Consider the following 14649-nt stretch of genomic DNA (forward strand, 5'->3'; position numbering starts at 1 on the left):
CGCTCATGGGGTAGAACGACCGGAATCGGCCGCTGGTTCCCGGCCGGCCGCGCGCGTGAGCGTTTCCGTCAGGGCTTCGAGCGCGTGGGGGTAGGCGCGTTCCGAGGGGCCGGCGTACCCGATGAGCAGGCCCTCCCGCCCGGCGCCGTGCCAGAGCGGGGAGGCGGGGCGCAACGCGATGCCCCGGCGCGCGCACGCGTCGAGCAGCTCCGCCTCCGAGGGGCCGCCGCCGGGCAGCAGCAGGAGGGCGCGCAGGCCCGCCGCCACGCCGGGCAGGTCCGCGCCGGGCAGCGCGGCGGCCAGGCGGGCGCGCAGCAGCTCGCGGCGCCGGCGGTAGCGCAGGCGGGCGGCGCGGATGTGCCGGTCGTAGTCGTGGGTCTCGATCAGCCGGGCCAGCACGAGCTGGCCGAGCACCTCCGTATGGATGTCGGCGTGCAGCTTGGCCTCGGTGACGGGGCCGATCAGCGCGGGCGGCACCGCCATCCAGGCCAGGCGCAGGGCGGGGGCGAGGGACTCCGAGGTGGTGCCGAAGTACACGGCCTGCTCCGGTGCCGTGCCCTGGAACGCGCCGACCGGCTGCCGGTCGTAGCGGAACTCCCCGTCGTAGTCGTCCTCGACGACCAGGCCGCCCCACTCGCGCAGCGCGCGGCGCCGGCTCGGGTGCAGGGGGACGCCCATGGGGTACTGGTGCGCGGGGGTGACGACCGCGGCGGCGACGGCGGGGGTGAGCGTCCCGACCCGCGCGCCGAGCCCGTCCACCGGCAGCGGTACGACCTCGCGCCCGGCGCGGCGGACCACCTCCCGGTAGAAGTCGTGCCCCGGGTCCTCCATGGCGATCGGGCCGTCGCCGATGACGGCGGCGAGCAGGTTGAGCGACTGGACGAAGCCGGTCGTGACGACGATGTGCCCGGGCGTGGTCACCACTCCCCGGGTCCTGGCCAGGTAGCCGGCCAGCGCCCGCCGGAGCTCGATCCGGCCGCGCGGGTCGCAGAGGCCGAGTACGGCGGCGGGTGCGGTCGCGAGCACGTGCCGGGTGGCGCGCAGCCAGGCGCGGGCGGGGAAGGCGGACACGTCGGGCTGCCCCGGGCGCAGATCGTGCACGGGCTCGGGCGGGGCGGCGGGTTCCGGGGCGGCCGGGGCGGGTTCGGGGATCGACACGGCGGCGACCTCCGTCCCCGAGCCCGGGCGGGTGGTCAGGTAACCCTCCGCGACGAGCTGGTCGTACGCCGCGCTCACCGTGCCCCGGGACAGCCGCAGCTGCGCGGCCAGCGAGCGGGACGAGGGCAGCCGGGTGCCGCGCGCCAGCCGCCCGTCCCTGACCGCCGCCCGCAGCGCGTCCTCCAGCGCGCCGCGCCGCCCGCCTCCGGCGGAGAGCTCCAGATGCAGGTCCACCCCGGAACCGGCCCAGTCTTTTCGCACGGAACCGGATCTTACGTGTGGTCCGGTGCCCGGGCCTACCGTAGGTGAGCTGGCACAACCGGAAGGGGACCACCGTCATGATCGTGATCGCTCACCTGAGCGACATCCACATCGGCGCCACACCGCAGAGCGCCGGCCGGGCCGACGCCGTCATGCGTTACCTGGACGCGATGCCCGGCGACGTCGACGCGGTGCTGGTCACCGGCGACATCGCCGACCACGGGCTCGCCGAGGAGTACGAGACGGCCGCCAAGCTGCTCACCTCCCGCCACCCCGTCCTGGTCGGCCCCGGCAACCACGACGTGCGGGCGGAGTTCCGCCGCGTCCTGCTCGGCGAGGAGGCCGCGGACGGGCCCGTCAACCAGGTGCTGCGCACCCCCGGCGCCGTCTTCGCCATGTGCGACTCCTCCATCCCGGGCCAGGACCCCGGTGACCTCGACGACGAGACGCTCACCTGGCTCGAAGGCGTGCTGGACGGCACCGACCTGCCGGTCTTCGTGGCCTTCCACCATCCGCCGGTGCCGCTGCACAGCGCGCCGCTGGACGCGATGCGGCTGCGGCGGGCCGAGCGGCTGGAGGCGCTGCTCGCCGGCCGCACCGGCGTGCCCGCGATCCTGGTCGGGCACGCCCACATGGCCGCGGCCACCACGTTCGCCGGCCGGCCGCTGCTGGTGGGTGGGGGCGTCGTGTCCACGCTGAAGCTGCCGTGGGAGGGCGGCGAGAGCTTCGCCGACTCGGTCGACTACGAGCTCCCGCCGGTGATCGCCTTCCACGTGCTGGACGACGCGGGGCGGATGACCACCCACTACCGCGTCGTCCCGTAGGGGGCGGGGGGCTCCGCCCCCTACGGCGTCCTCACCGCTCGGTGAGCTCGATGAACGTCACCGAGTACGCGGGGAAGTCGTAGGCGAAGGCGGAGGAGAAGCCGTTCACCTGCCGCCGCACCGGCGCGATCCGGTCCGGTTCGGCGATCGAGTTCACGTCCGACGGCGCGCCGGTCAGCGAGGTGACCGTGGCCGTCGGCCGGAACCGGGCCGAGCCGAGGTCCACGCTGCCGCGCACGGCCGTGTCCTGCGCGTTGACGACCTTGAGCGTCACCGACTTCCCGTCCCTGGAGACCACCTGGTACAGCGGCTCCACCCGGGCGCTGTCCACGAAGTCGTTGATCCGCTGCCCGTCCAGCCAGGTCGTGATCCGGCGCCCGCTGACCTGGACCTTGAGCCGGTGGTCGCGGCCGGTCTCGACGGTGGTGGCCGAGGTGGCGATCGAGGACTTGCCGCCGTTCACGGCCTTCTCGACGGCGGACTGGGTGTTGCCCCAGCCGCCGACGTTCCACCAGTAGAAGTTGCCGGTGTCCGCGACTCCGAACATCACCAGGAACCCCTCCGCGCCCGCGGTCTTGCGGGCCGTCACATCCACCGTGTAGTTCGACCAGCCGGCCGAGCCCGCCGTGGACCTGGCGTCCTCGACCTGCGCCGTCTGGACGTAGGCCCCGTCCTGCACGGCCCAGGTGCCCAGGCCCGGCGTCCACCCGCCGGCCCCGGCCGAGAAGTCGTCCGACAGCAGCACGGTGCCGTCCGCCGCGGTGACCCGTACGTCGTCGTACCGGACCGCGGTGTTCCACGCGCCCAGCCCGACCGCGCCCCTGATGTCCTCGACCGGCCTGGCCTCGCCCTCGAACGTGCTCGGCACCACCCGCTCGCCGACGTTCGTGGAGAACAGGCGCTGGACGTGGTAGCTCGGCGAGCCGTACGCCTGGTCGTTGTCGAACCAGATCAGGTCCGGCGTCCAGTCCACGTAGTCGACGTTGGCCAGCAGCGGCGCGTACGAGGCCAGCTGCACGACGTCGGAGTTGCGCTCGATGCCCGTCATGTACGACGCCTCGGTCAGCGCGTTGTAGAAGGTGTTGCCCCGGGAGGCGTACTCGCCCACGAACACCTTCGGCCCGGTGCGGTCGTAGGTGTCGTAGCGGTGGTTGTTGGCCAGGAACCAGTCCGGGTTGTTGTAGTAGTGCTCGTCGACCAGGTCGGCCTTCTGGTCGCGGGCGAACTGCCACATCCGGTCGAACCAGGCGCCCTGCGACGTCTGACCCGAGTTACTGATGATCTTGATGTCGGGATATTCGGCCCGCACCGCGTTCGCGAACTTCGGGTAGTTCGTGAAGAACTCCTCGTAGATCTCCTCGTTCCCGAGCCCGATGTACTCCAGCCCGAACGGCTTGGGATGCCCCAGCTCGGCCCGCTTCCTGCCCCAGGTCGAGGTGACCGGCCCGTTGGCGAACTCGATCAGGTCCAGCGTGTCCTGCACCCACCGGGCCAGCCTGGCCTCGTCGGTCAGCGGCCGGTTCTCGCCGCAGCCGTTCACGCCCACCGACAGCACCGGCAGCGCCTCGGCCCCGATGTCCTCGGCGAACTGGAAGTACTCGTAGTAGCCGATGCCGTAGGTCTGGTTGTAGCCCCAGAAGTTGAAGTTCGTCGGCCGCTCCTCGACCGGGCCGATCGTCTCCTTCCACTGGTAGATGCGGCGCCGGTCCTGGTTCTCCGAGTACGGGTCGTAGGTGCCCACGTTGGTGACGCAGCCGCCGGGGAAGCGCAGGAACCGCGGCTCCAGGTCGGCGATCATCTTGGCCAGGTCCGCCCGCATGCCGTGGCCCTTGAAGGTGTCGCGGGGGAACAGCGAGACCATGTCCAGATCGGTCCGCCCGGCGGGCGCCTGCACCACGAGCCGGCCCGCGTCGGTGGTGCCCGAGGCGGTGAACGACGCCTTGTACGTGGCCCAGCCCCCGGCCTTGACCTGCAGCGTGGCCCGGCCCAGCACGGTCGTGCCGTCCTCCACGGTGACCGTCAGGGGACCGGCCTGCTGGCGCCTGGCCCACAGCGACAGGTCGTAGCGCTTGCCGGCCTTGAGCGGCAGGCCGCGGTTGAACCCGGCGTTGACCGCGCCCGCCGTGCCGTCGCCGGTCACGTCGAGCCGCAGGTAGTTGCGGTTGCTGGCGTTCAGCGGATCATCGCCGGTGACGGTCAGGGCGGCGGTGGCGCCGCGCTCGGCCTTGGACCACGCGGTCAGGCCGGTGTAGGAGCTCTCGTCGGTCGAGTTGAACTCGAACGAGCGGTTCTGCACCAGCTCGGCGTAGAGGCCGCCGTCGGCGGCGTGGTTGATGTCCTCGTAGAAGACGCCGTACAGGTCGGGGCTGACCTTCGTGCCCTTGGCCTTCGGGTCCACGGTCAGCTTGCCCGAGGTGTAGCCCTCGATCCGGAACTTCGTCGCGTCCGTGCCCATGACCAGCTTCCCGTCGCTGATCGAGACGCTCCGGCCGCCGGACGACACCGTGACCTTGCCCCCACCGGCATCCGTCAGCCGCCAGACCGAGGCCGAGCCGCTCAGCCGCACCTGCGGCCCCGCCTCCAGGTATCTGCCGGTCGCCACGTCCTTGATTCTGACGCCGTCGCCGCTGGACTCCGCCGTGACGGCCAGGGCGGTCATGGGCGCCTTCGCCGAGGCGCGCACCGTCCCCGAGCGGTCGGCCGACAGGTACGGCAGCGCCGCCGCCCGCAGCGTGAACGCCCCCTCCGGCACCACCGCCTGCCCCTCGGCCGCCTTGATCGCGATGTAGTCGAAGTCGGCCCGGACGGAGGTGCCGTTCTGCGCCGAGAGCCCGAAGAGCCCGACCTGCCCGACCTTCAGCGCGGCGGTCATCCTCGACGCCTGCACCCAGGCCGTGCCGTCCCAGTAGGAGGAGACGAACTCGTCGCCGGTCCTGGCCAGCTTGACGATCTCGGCGGTGGAGCCGGGCCTGGCCGCGAAGGCCGAGGTGAAGGCCGCGCCGACCTCGGTGGCCGTCTCGATCACCGGCCCGCCCGCGAACCCGACGTGGGCCAGCCCGGCCCGTACGTAGTTGTCCCAGTCCTGCCAGGCCAGCAGGCCCGCGCTCTGGTAGTCCAGCGTGACCGGCGCGCTGAGCTTGGTGACGACCTCGAAGTCGCCGTCGGGGACGTCCACGAGGAAGAGGTTCCGGGCGTTGTTCGTGCCCTGGTGGGTGTCGCCGGTCAGGGTGTCCAGGTGTAGCGCGCCGCCTGACAGGCTCCAGCGGGAGCTGTCAGGGGACAACACCGTCCAGTCCTCGCCGAGCGTGGTGCCGTCGAACTGGTCCACGACGGCGCCTTCAGGGATGGGGTCCGCTGCCGCCGCGACCGGAGGAGCCACCACCAGACCCGCTAAGAGCAGGGCGGATAAGGCGATTCGCAACATGAGTGGGGGCTCCTCACTGGTTGTTAGCGTTAACACAGAAGTGAGCGTTAACAACGGCGATTCGCGACAAGTTAAGGACTGCTCGGGAGCGGCGTCAAGGGGCACCGGGATGGACTCGCGGCGAGGCGAGGGTGGCCGTCCCAGCCCGCCGGGCGGAGCCCGGCAAGGTGAGCTTGCGTAACCCGAACGTAATGCGGGGAGCCCTTGACGGAACGGGTTGTTAACGTTCACAGTCGGGGCCAAGCCAGGAAAGGAGCACGGCTGTGGGATCCACCCTGGGGCGTCGCCTGCCGGTCATGGCCGATGTGGCCAAGGAGGCCGGCGTGTCGCATCAGACTGTCTCCCGCGTGCTCAACGATCATCCGAACGTGCGCAGCGAGACCCGGACACGGGTGCTCGAAGCGATCGACAAGCTCGGCTACCGCCGCAACCTCGTCGCCCGCGCACTCGTCACCAAGCACTCCAGAACGCTCGGAGTGGTCAGCTTCGACACCACGCTGTACGGTCCGGCCAGCACCGTCTACGGCATCGAGCAGGCGGCCAGGGCGGCCGGCTACTTCGTCAGCATCGTCAGCCTCAAGTCGATCGACAAGGCCGGCGTGCGCGATGCCCTGGACTATCTGGCCGACCAGGGCGTGGACGGCATCGTCGTGGTCGCGCCGCAGCGCTCGGCCGCCCGGGCCCTGGCCGACCTGCCGCTCGGCGTCCCCACCGTCGCCGTCGAGGGCGGCGAGGCGGGCGACGTGTCCGTGGTGTGCGTCGACCAGGTCGCGGGAGGCAGGCTCGCCACCGAGCACCTGCTGTCGCTGGGCCACGAGACGGTGTGGCACGTCAGCGGCCCCTCCGACTGGCTGGAGGCCGAAGGGCGCGTGGCCGGGTGGCGGGCCGCGCTGGAGCAGGCGGGCCGCGAGGCCCCGCGACCGCTCGCCGGGGACTGGAGCCCGCGCTCGGGGTACGAGGCGGGCCGCAGCCTGGCGAGCATGAGGAACGTCACCGCGGTCTTCGTCGCCAACGACCAGATGGCGCTCGGCGTGCTGCGGGCGTTCACCGAGCAGGGGGTGAGAGTGCCCGAGCAGGTGAGCGTCGTCGGTTTCGACGACATCCCCGAGTCGGAGTTCTTCTCGCCGCCGCTCACGACCATCAGGCAGGACTTCGACGCGGTGGGCAGACACAGCATCGAGGTGCTCGTACGGCAGCTCGAAGGCGGACTCCAGGAGCGTGAGCGGCTCGTGGTGCCGCCGACGTTCGTCGCCAGGGTCAGTACGGCCCGGGCCTAGCCGTACCGGAAGGCAGGGCGCGCTGGCACCCGACCAGGGTTGTTAGCGTTCACATCAGAAGGGAACCCCCCACGTGTTAAAGAGGATCTCGGCGTTGGTGCTCGCCGGGCTCACCGCGATGTCGGTGGCGTCCTGCGGCAGCGGTGGCAGTGGTGCCAGCGGTGGTAGCGGTACGGCCAGCGGCAGTGGCAGCGATGCGATCACCATGGGCTTCTCCCAGGTGGGCGCGGAGAGCGGCTGGCGGACGGCCAACACCAAGTCCGTGCAGGACTCGGCGAAGAACGCGGGCATCACGCTCAAGTTCTCCGACGCCCAGCAGAAGCAGGAGAACCAGATCAAGGCCATCCGCTCCTACATCCAGCAGAAGGTGGACATCATCGCCTTCTCGCCGGTGGTGGAGTCGGGCTGGGACACGGTGCTCAAGGAGGCCCAGAACGCGAAGATCCCGGTCATCCTGACCGACCGCGCCGTGGACTCCAAGGACACGACCCTCTACAAGACCTTCCTGGGCTCCGACTTCATCGAGGAGGGCAAGAAGGCCGGGCAGTGGCTGGTGGAGGAGTACAAGGACACCAAGGACACGGTGAACATCGTCGAGCTGCAGGGCACGACGGGCTCGGCGCCGGCCAACGACCGCAAGGCGGGCTTCGCCGAGGTCATCGGGACGGACGCGAAGTTCAAGGTCGTCGCCTCGCAAACGGGTGACTTCACCAGGGCCAAGGGCAAGGAGGTCATGGAGGCCTTCCTGAAGTCCACCCCGGACATCGACGTGCTGTACGCGCACAACGACGACATGGGCCTGGGCGCGATCGAGGCGATCGAGGGCGCGGGCAAGGTGCCCGGCAAGGACATCAAGATCATCACTGTCGACGCGGTCAAGGACGGCATGCAGGCGCTGGCCGACGGGAAGATCAACTTCATCGTCGAGTGCTCGCCGCTGCTCGGCCCGCAGCTGATGGACCTGGCCAAGAAGGTCGTCAAGGGTGAGCAGGTGCCGGCGCGCGTGGTGACCGAGGAGACCACGTTCACCCAGGAGCAGGCCAAGCAGGCCCTGTCCACCCGCCAGTACTGAGCCCGGGCCGTCCTCCGATCCGTCATTCCGGAAGGGACCCCGGCCGTGCGGGACCGGGGTCCCTCGGGCGGGTGGACGGAGGGGTGGCAGGGGCGTATGGACGAGGGAGGCGGTCCGGGGAACAGCCCGGGCCGCCATCGCGATGCGAAAGGGGAATGGCTGATGGCCGTACCCGCGCCGGTCCTGACGATGAGCGGGATCGGCAAACAGTTTCCGGGGGTGAAGGCCCTGGACGGCGTGGACCTGCGGCTGCTCCCCGGTGAGGTGCACGCGCTCATGGGAGAGAACGGCGCGGGCAAGTCCACCCTGATCAAGGTGCTCACCGGCGTCCACCCCGCCGACGCGGGCACCATCGAGCTGGGCGGCGCGCCGGTCGCGTTCGGCAGCCCCCTGGAGGCCCAGCAGGCCGGGATCAGCACGGTCTACCAGGAGGTCAACCTCTGCACGAACCTCTCGGTGGCCGAGAACATCCTGCTCGGCCGCGAGCCGCGCCGCCGGGGGCGCATCGACTGGAAGCGCATGCGGGCCAGGGCCGGTGAGCTGCTGGCGCGGCTGGAGCTGAGCCTGGACGTGTCGGCGCCGCTGTCGTCGTACTCGCTGGCGATCCAGCAGATGGTGGCGATCGCGCGGGCGATCGACGTGGACGCCAGGGTGCTGATCCTCGACGAGCCCACCTCCAGCCTGGACGCGGACGAGGTCGCGCAGCTCTTCAGGGTGATGCGGCGGCTGAAGGAGGAGGGCATCGCCATCCTCTTCGTCTCACACTTTCTCGACCAGATCTACGAAATTTCGGATCGTATGACGATTCTGCGGAACGGGCGGCTCGTCGGTGACTACCTGACGAGGGAGCTCCCGCAGGTCGAGCTGGTCGCGAAGATGATCGGGCAGGAGCTGGCCGCGCTGGAGCGCCTGCACGGTGAGGCCAAGGTCTTCGACCGCCCGCTGGTGGAGGCGCGCGAGCTGGGCCGCACCGGGGCGATCGAGCCGTTCAGCGTCACCATCCACGAGGGCGAGGTCGTGGGCCTGGCGGGGCTGCTCGGCTCCGGCCGTACGGAGATCGCCCGGTTGTTGTTCGGCGCCGACCACGCGAGCACGGGCGAGCTCGCGATCGGCGGGTCGCCGTCGTCGTTACGCACGCCCCGCGCGGCGATGAACCACAAGATCGCGTTCTGCTCGGAGAACCGCAAGGCCGACGGCCTCATCCCGGACCTCACCGTGCGCGAGAACATCATCCTCGCCCTCCAGGCCACCAGGGGCTGGACCAGGCCGGTGCCGCGCGAGCAGCAGGACGAGCTGGTCGACAGGTACGTCAAGGCCCTGAAGATCAGCCCGCCCAACCCCGAGCACCTCGTCCGCAACCTCAGCGGCGGCAACCAGCAGAAGGTCGTGCTGGCCAGGTGGCTGATCCTGGAGCCCCGGCTGCTCATCCTGGACGAGCCCACCCGGGGCATCGACGTGGGCGCGAAGACCGAGATCCAGCGCCTGGTCGCGGAGCTGTCGGACGGCGGGATGGCGGTGCTGTTCATCTCCGCCGAGCTGGAGGAGGTGCTGCGGCTCAGCCACAAGGTCGAGGTGCTGCGCGACCGGCGGCTGGTGGCCGAGCTGCCCAACGACGAGGCGCTCACGACAGACGTGCTGCTGGAGACGATCGCGAGCGGAGGGCGAGCCTCATGAGACGGCTGTTGTGGCCGCTGGTGGTGCTGGCCCTGCTGCTGGCGCTGAACGTGTTCTTCACCCCCAGCTTCTTCTCGATCCAGGTCAGGGACGGCCACCTGTACGGCAGCCTGATCGACATCCTGCGCTTCGGCGCGCCGCTGATCCTGGTCTCGCTGGGCATGACGCTGGTCATCGCCACCGGCGGCATCGACCTGTCGGTGGGCTCGGTGGTGGCGATCTCGGGCGCGCTGGCCTGCCTGCAGATCAGCCAGGACGCGAGCGTGTTCACCGCCGTGGCGCTGGCGCTCGGGCTGTGCCTGGCGCTGGGGGCCTGGAACGGGTTCCTGGTCGCGGGCATCGGGATCCAGCCGATCATCGCCACCCTCATCCTGATGGTGGCCGGGCGCGGCCTGGCCCAGCTCATCACCGACGGCCAGATCATCACCGTCAACAGCCCGGCGTACAAGGTGATCGGCGGCGGTTACTGGCTGACCGTGCCGTTCGGCATCCTCATCGTCATCGCCGTGCTGGCGATCACCGTGTTCCTGACCAGGCGGCTGGCGCTGGGCATGCTGATCGAGTCGGTCGGCGGCAACGCGGAGGCCAGCAGGCTGGCGGGCATCAGGGCGCGCGGGATCATCATCATGGTGTACGCGTTCGCCGGCCTGTGCGCGGGTGTGGCCGGACTGATGATCAGCTCGAACGTCTCCAGCGCCGACGGCAACAACGCCGGCCTGTGGATCGAGCTGGACGCGATCCTGGCCGTGGTGATCGGCGGCACGTCGCTGGCCGGCGGCCGGTTCTCGCTCGGCGGGACCGTGCTGGGCGCGCTCATCATCCAGACCCTGACCACGACGATCTACTCGATCGGGGTGCCGCCGGAGACCACGCTGCTGTTCAAGGCGCTGGTCGTGACGGTCGTCTGCCTCATCCAGTCCCCGTCCTTCCGCGCGAAGGTGTTCCGCCGGAAAGGGCGCACGGCCCCGCCCAGTCCCGCCCCCGAGGAGAAGGTGCGGGTGACCGCATGACCACCATGACGATCGGCAGGACCACCGTCCCTGCCAAGTACCTGCCGGTTCTGGTGACCGGGTGCCTGTTCCTGGCCATGTTCCTGGTGGGCGGGATCCGCTATGAGGGGTTCGCCAGCGGGCAGGTGATCCTGAACGTCTTCATCGACAACGCCTTCCTGCTGGTGGTGGCGGTGGGGATGACGTTCGTGATCCTCACCGGGGGCATCGACCTGTCGGTGGGGTCGGTGGTGGCGCTGTCCACGATGATCTCGGCGAGCCTCATGGAGGGGCCGGGGTGGCCGCCGTACCTGGTGGTGCCGCTGGTGCTGGCCATCGGGTCCGGGCTGGGGCTGGTGATGGGGTACATCGTGCACGCCTTCGACATCCAGCCGTTCATCGTGACGCTGGCGGGGATGTTCCTGGCGCGGGGGCTGTGCTACACGATCGGCACGGACTCGATCCCGATCGACGACCCGACGTTCACGGCGTTCGCGCAGACCCGGATCGACCTGTTCGCCGACCTGTGGATCTCGCCGAGCGTGATCATCGCGGTGCTGGTCGTGGGGGTGGCGGCGTACGTGCTGCACTACACCCGCTTCGGCCGCTCGGTCTACGCGACGGGCGGCAGCGAGCAGTCGGCGCTGCTGATGGGGTTGCCCGTGGGCCGGACGAAGATCACCGTCTACACCGTCAGCGGGTTCTGCTCGGCGCTGGGCGGGGTGCTCCTGTCGTTCTACATGCTCTCGGGCTACGGCCTGCACGCGCTGAGCATGGAGCTGGACGCGATCGCGGCGGTCGTCATCGGCGGCACGCTGTTGACCGGCGGTAGCGGTTTCCTGCTGGGGACCGTGCTCGGCGTGCTCGTGCTCGGACTGATCCAGACGATCATCAGTTTCGAAGGGACGCTCTCCTCGTGGTGGACCAAGATCTTCATCGGAATGTTGCTCTTCGTCTTCATCCTGCTGCAGCGGCTATTCTCGGCTCGGTCACGCCGCTGACCTGCATAGAAGTTACCTGAAAGTTTCCGTCAGGTTATGTCCTACCGTTGACATAAGCTTTGTTAGCGATAACAATCGGCGGAAACGAATGCGAACTTTGTTCTGATTCGTCACGTTCTGTGACTGAATCCCTCGCTTAACCGGCAGTCGCCGCGTCCAGCGCTGCCGCGACCCCCATGGAAAGGGATGCACATGAGGTTGGGACGAATCGGGGGCGTGGTGTCCGCCATCGCTCTCGCCGCGACCATGACGGCTTGTGGGTCGAGCACGAAGACAGTCGACCAGGAGGCCTCCACCTCCGCGGCTGCCGGCAACGCGGGCGCCATGATCGGCGTCACCATGCCCACCAAGTCCTCCGAGCGCTGGATCCACGACGGTGACAACGTCAAGCAGCAGCTCGAGAAGCTCGGCTACAAGGTCGACCTGCAGTACGCCGAGAACGACATCCCCACGCAGGCCAACCAGATCGAGAACCAGATCACCAAGGGCGCCAAGCTCCTGATCGTGGCCTCGATCGACGGCACCGCGATCACCTCCCAGCTCCAGCAGGCCGCTGACGCGAAGATCCCGGTCATCGCCTACGACCGGCTGATCCGCAACAGCCCGAACGTCGACTACTACGCCACCTTCGACAACTTCAAGGTCGGCGTGCAGCAGGCGACCTCGCTGCTGAAGGGCCTCGGCGTCGAGGACGGCAAGAAGGGCCCGTTCAACGTCGAGCTGTTCGGCGGCTCGCCCGACGACAACAACGCCACCTTCTTCTGGGAGGGCGCGATGTCGGTGCTGAAGCCGAAGCTCGACGACGGCACCCTGAAGGTCGTGAGCGGCCAGACCGACTTCAAGACCGCCGCCATCCTCCGCTGGGACCCCGCCACCGCGCAGAAGCGCATGGAGGACCTCCTCACCAAGTCCTACACCGGTGGCACCAAGGTCGACGGCGTGCTGTCGCCGTACGACGGCCTGTCCATCGGCATCCTGTCGGCGCTGAAGAGCTCCGGCTACGGCACCAGCGGCCAGCCCTACCCGATCGTGACCGGCCAGGACGCCGAGCTCGCCTCGGTCAAGTCGATCATCGCTGACGAGCAGTACTCGACCATCTTCAAGGACACCCGCAAGCTCGCCGAGCAGACGGTGAAGATGGCCGACTCCGTGCTCAAGGGCGCCCAGCCCGAGGTGAACAACACCAAGGACTACGACAACGGCAACAAGGTCGTTCCTTCGTACCTGCTCGACCCGGTGATCGTCGACAAGTCCAACTACAAGGAAGTCATCATCGGCGGCAACTACTACACCGAGGACCAGCTCAAGTAAGGGCCTGCCCCCGGGGATGCCACCGCGTCCCCGGGGCTCTCCCTGAGCGAGGGGCATATGACCGAGCACATCTTGCGGATGAGCGGGATCACCAAGACGTTCCCCGGTGTCAAGGCGCTGCAGGACGTCAACCTGTCGGTCCGGCAGGGCGAGATCCACGCCATCTGCGGCGAGAACGGCGCCGGCAAGTCGACGCTGATGAAGGTGCTGTCCGGGGTCTACCCGCACGGCGACTACGAGGGCGAGATCTTCTTCGAGGGTCAGAGATGCGAGTTCGGCAGCATCCGCGACAGCGAGCACGCCGGCATCGTCATCATCCACCAGGAGCTGGCGCTGAGCCCTCAGCTGTCGATCGCGGAGAACATCTTCCTCGGCAACGAGCGCGCCAAACGCGGGATCATCGACTGGAACCGCACCAACTACGAGGCCGCCGAGCTGATGAAGCGGGTCGGCCTGCGCGAGAACCCGACCACGCCGATCTCCGACATCGGCGTCGGCAAGCAGCAGCTCGTGGAGATCGCCAAGGCGCTGTCGAAAGAGGTGAAGCTCCTCATCCTCGACGAGCCCACCGCGGCGCTCAACGACGACGACTCCGCTCACCTGCTGGACCTGCTGCGCGGGCTGCGGGACGCGGGCATCACGTGCGTGATCATCTCCCACAAGCTGAACGAGGTGATCGCGATCGCCGACTCCGTCACGATCATCCGTGACGGCCGGACGATCGAGACGCTCGACATGGCCAGCGACCACGTGACGGAGGACCGCATCATCTCCGGCATGGTCGGCCGCGCCCTCGACAACCGCTTCCCGCCGCACGAGCCGACGGTCGGCGAGGAGGCGCTGCGGATCGAGGACTGGACGGTCTACAGTCCCAGCCAGCCGGACCGCAAGGTCGTCGACGGGGCATCGCTGACGCTGCGCCGGGGGGAGATCGTCGGGCTCGCGGGCCTGATGGGCGCCGGGCGCACCGAACTGGCGATGAGCGTGTTCGGGCGGGCGTACGGCGTGCACATCTCCGGCAAGATCTTCAAGGACGGCAAGCCGATCGAGATCCGCCACGTGCAGGACGCGATCAGGCACGGCATCGCCTACGCCTCCGAGGACCGCAAGCGCTACGGGCTCAACCTCATCGAGGACATCAAGCGCAACATCAGCGCGGCCGGGCTCAAGGGCCTGGCCAAGCGCGGCTGGGTCAACGAGAACGAGGAATACCGGGTCGCCGAAGAGTTCCACAAGAGCATGAACATCAAGGCGCCCAGCGTCAACAGCGTCGTGGGCAAGCTGAGCGGCGGCAACCAGCAGAAGGTCGTGCTGTCCAAGTGGATCATGACCGAGCCGGACGTGCTCATCCTCGACGAGCCGACCCGCGGCATCGACGTCGGTGCCAAGTACGAGATCTACACGATCATCAACCACCTCGCTGACCAGGGCAAGGCCGTGCTGGTGATCTCAAGTGAGTTGCCTGAGCTGCTTGGCCTGTGCGACCGCATCTACACACTCTCCGAAGGTCGCATCACCGGCGAGGTTCCCCGCCAGGAGGCCACCCAGGAAAGCCTCATGCACCTCATGACCAAGGGACAGGAGTAGCTCTGATGAGCGAGCGAAGCGAGCGAACTATCAAACACAGCCAGACGCTGCTCATGCGCCTGACGAAGGCG

Annotated in this window: 10 protein-coding genes; 8 read left to right on the top strand and 2 right to left on the bottom strand. The window is 69.1% G+C overall.

Going from position 1 to position 14649, the window contains the following annotated elements; translation table 11 throughout:
• Positions 1-3 precede the first annotated feature (3 nt).
• Positions 4-1419 carry a PLP-dependent aminotransferase family protein gene (locus tag ACBJ59_RS39130; protein ID WP_375115184.1) on the bottom strand — a complete coding sequence of 472 codons (1416 nt, stop codon included), beginning with the start codon at positions 1417-1419 and terminating at the stop codon, positions 4-6.
• A gap of 77 nt (positions 1420-1496) precedes the next feature.
• On the opposite strand from ACBJ59_RS39130, the gene ACBJ59_RS39135 reads away from it, so the two are divergent.
• On the top strand, positions 1497-2243 hold the full coding sequence (locus ACBJ59_RS39135; RefSeq protein WP_375115185.1) for a metallophosphoesterase: 747 nt from the start codon (positions 1497-1499) through the stop codon (positions 2241-2243).
• A gap of 31 nt (positions 2244-2274) precedes the next feature.
• On the opposite strand, the gene ACBJ59_RS39140 is transcribed toward ACBJ59_RS39135, so the two are convergent.
• Complete coding sequence (locus ACBJ59_RS39140) at positions 2275-5667, bottom strand: alpha-L-arabinofuranosidase C-terminal domain-containing protein (protein ID WP_375115186.1); 3393 nt, start codon at positions 5665-5667, stop codon at positions 2275-2277.
• 296 nt (positions 5668-5963) lie between these two features.
• Between ACBJ59_RS39140 and ACBJ59_RS39145 the strand changes: the two genes are divergently transcribed.
• The 7 genes from ACBJ59_RS39145 (at position 5964) to mmsA (ending at position 14578) form a co-directional block, all read left to right on the top strand.
• Positions 5964-6944: a LacI family DNA-binding transcriptional regulator gene (locus ACBJ59_RS39145; RefSeq protein ID WP_364113415.1), complete on the top strand. Its 981-nt coding sequence runs from the start codon at positions 5964-5966 to the stop codon at positions 6942-6944.
• Between the two features lie 73 nt (positions 6945-7017).
• A complete protein-coding gene (locus tag ACBJ59_RS39150) occupies positions 7018-8016 on the top strand; it encodes an ABC transporter substrate-binding protein (protein WP_375115187.1) in 999 nt (332 codons plus the stop codon).
• 162 nt (positions 8017-8178) lie between these two features.
• Positions 8179-9690: a sugar ABC transporter ATP-binding protein gene (locus ACBJ59_RS39155; RefSeq protein ID WP_375115188.1), complete on the top strand. Its 1512-nt coding sequence runs from the start codon at positions 8179-8181 to the stop codon at positions 9688-9690.
• The gene (locus ACBJ59_RS39160; RefSeq protein ID WP_375115189.1) at positions 9687-10700 is read left to right on the top strand and encodes an ABC transporter permease; all 1014 of its coding nucleotides are present in this window, start codon (positions 9687-9689) and stop codon (positions 10698-10700) included. The genes ACBJ59_RS39155 and ACBJ59_RS39160 overlap by 4 nt, the downstream gene beginning before the upstream one ends.
• A complete protein-coding gene (gene yjfF, locus ACBJ59_RS39165; protein WP_375115190.1) occupies positions 10697-11680 on the top strand; it encodes a galactofuranose ABC transporter, permease protein YjfF in 984 nt (327 codons plus the stop codon). Before ACBJ59_RS39160 ends, yjfF begins: the two co-directional genes overlap by 4 nt.
• Positions 11681-11872: 192 nt before the next feature.
• Positions 11873-12991, top strand: a complete 1119-nt coding sequence (gene chvE / locus ACBJ59_RS39170; protein WP_375115191.1) for a multiple monosaccharide ABC transporter substrate-binding protein — start codon at positions 11873-11875, stop codon at positions 12989-12991.
• Positions 12992-13048: 57 nt separating this feature from the next.
• On the top strand, positions 13049-14578 hold the full coding sequence (mmsA, locus tag ACBJ59_RS39175; RefSeq protein ID WP_375115192.1) for a multiple monosaccharide ABC transporter ATP-binding protein: 1530 nt from the start codon (positions 13049-13051) through the stop codon (positions 14576-14578).
• The last annotated feature ends 71 nt before the right edge of the window (positions 14579-14649 follow it).

It is taken from the genome of Nonomuraea sp. MTCD27 (assembly GCF_041950495.1).
GTDB lineage: Bacteria > Actinomycetota > Actinomycetes > Streptosporangiales > Streptosporangiaceae > Nonomuraea.

Excerpts from the sequence above, each read along its gene's own strand:
- ACBJ59_RS39135 (WP_375115185.1), top strand. The coding sequence starts at position 1,497 with ATGATCGTGATCGCTCACCTGAGCGACATCCACATCGGCGCCACACCG.
- ACBJ59_RS39140 (WP_375115186.1), bottom strand. The coding sequence starts at position 5,667 with ATGTTGCGAATCGCCTTATCCGCCCTGCTCTTAGCGGGTCTGGTGGTG.
- ACBJ59_RS39145 (WP_364113415.1), top strand. The coding sequence starts at position 5,964 with ATGGCCGATGTGGCCAAGGAGGCCGGCGTGTCGCATCAGACTGTCTCC.
- ACBJ59_RS39155 (WP_375115188.1), top strand. The coding sequence starts at position 8,179 with ATGGCCGTACCCGCGCCGGTCCTGACGATGAGCGGGATCGGCAAACAG.
- ACBJ59_RS39160 (WP_375115189.1), top strand. The coding sequence starts at position 9,687 with ATGAGACGGCTGTTGTGGCCGCTGGTGGTGCTGGCCCTGCTGCTGGCG.
- yjfF (WP_375115190.1), top strand. The coding sequence starts at position 10,697 with ATGACCACCATGACGATCGGCAGGACCACCGTCCCTGCCAAGTACCTG.
- chvE (WP_375115191.1), top strand. The coding sequence starts at position 11,873 with ATGAGGTTGGGACGAATCGGGGGCGTGGTGTCCGCCATCGCTCTCGCC.
- mmsA (WP_375115192.1), top strand. The coding sequence starts at position 13,049 with ATGACCGAGCACATCTTGCGGATGAGCGGGATCACCAAGACGTTCCCC.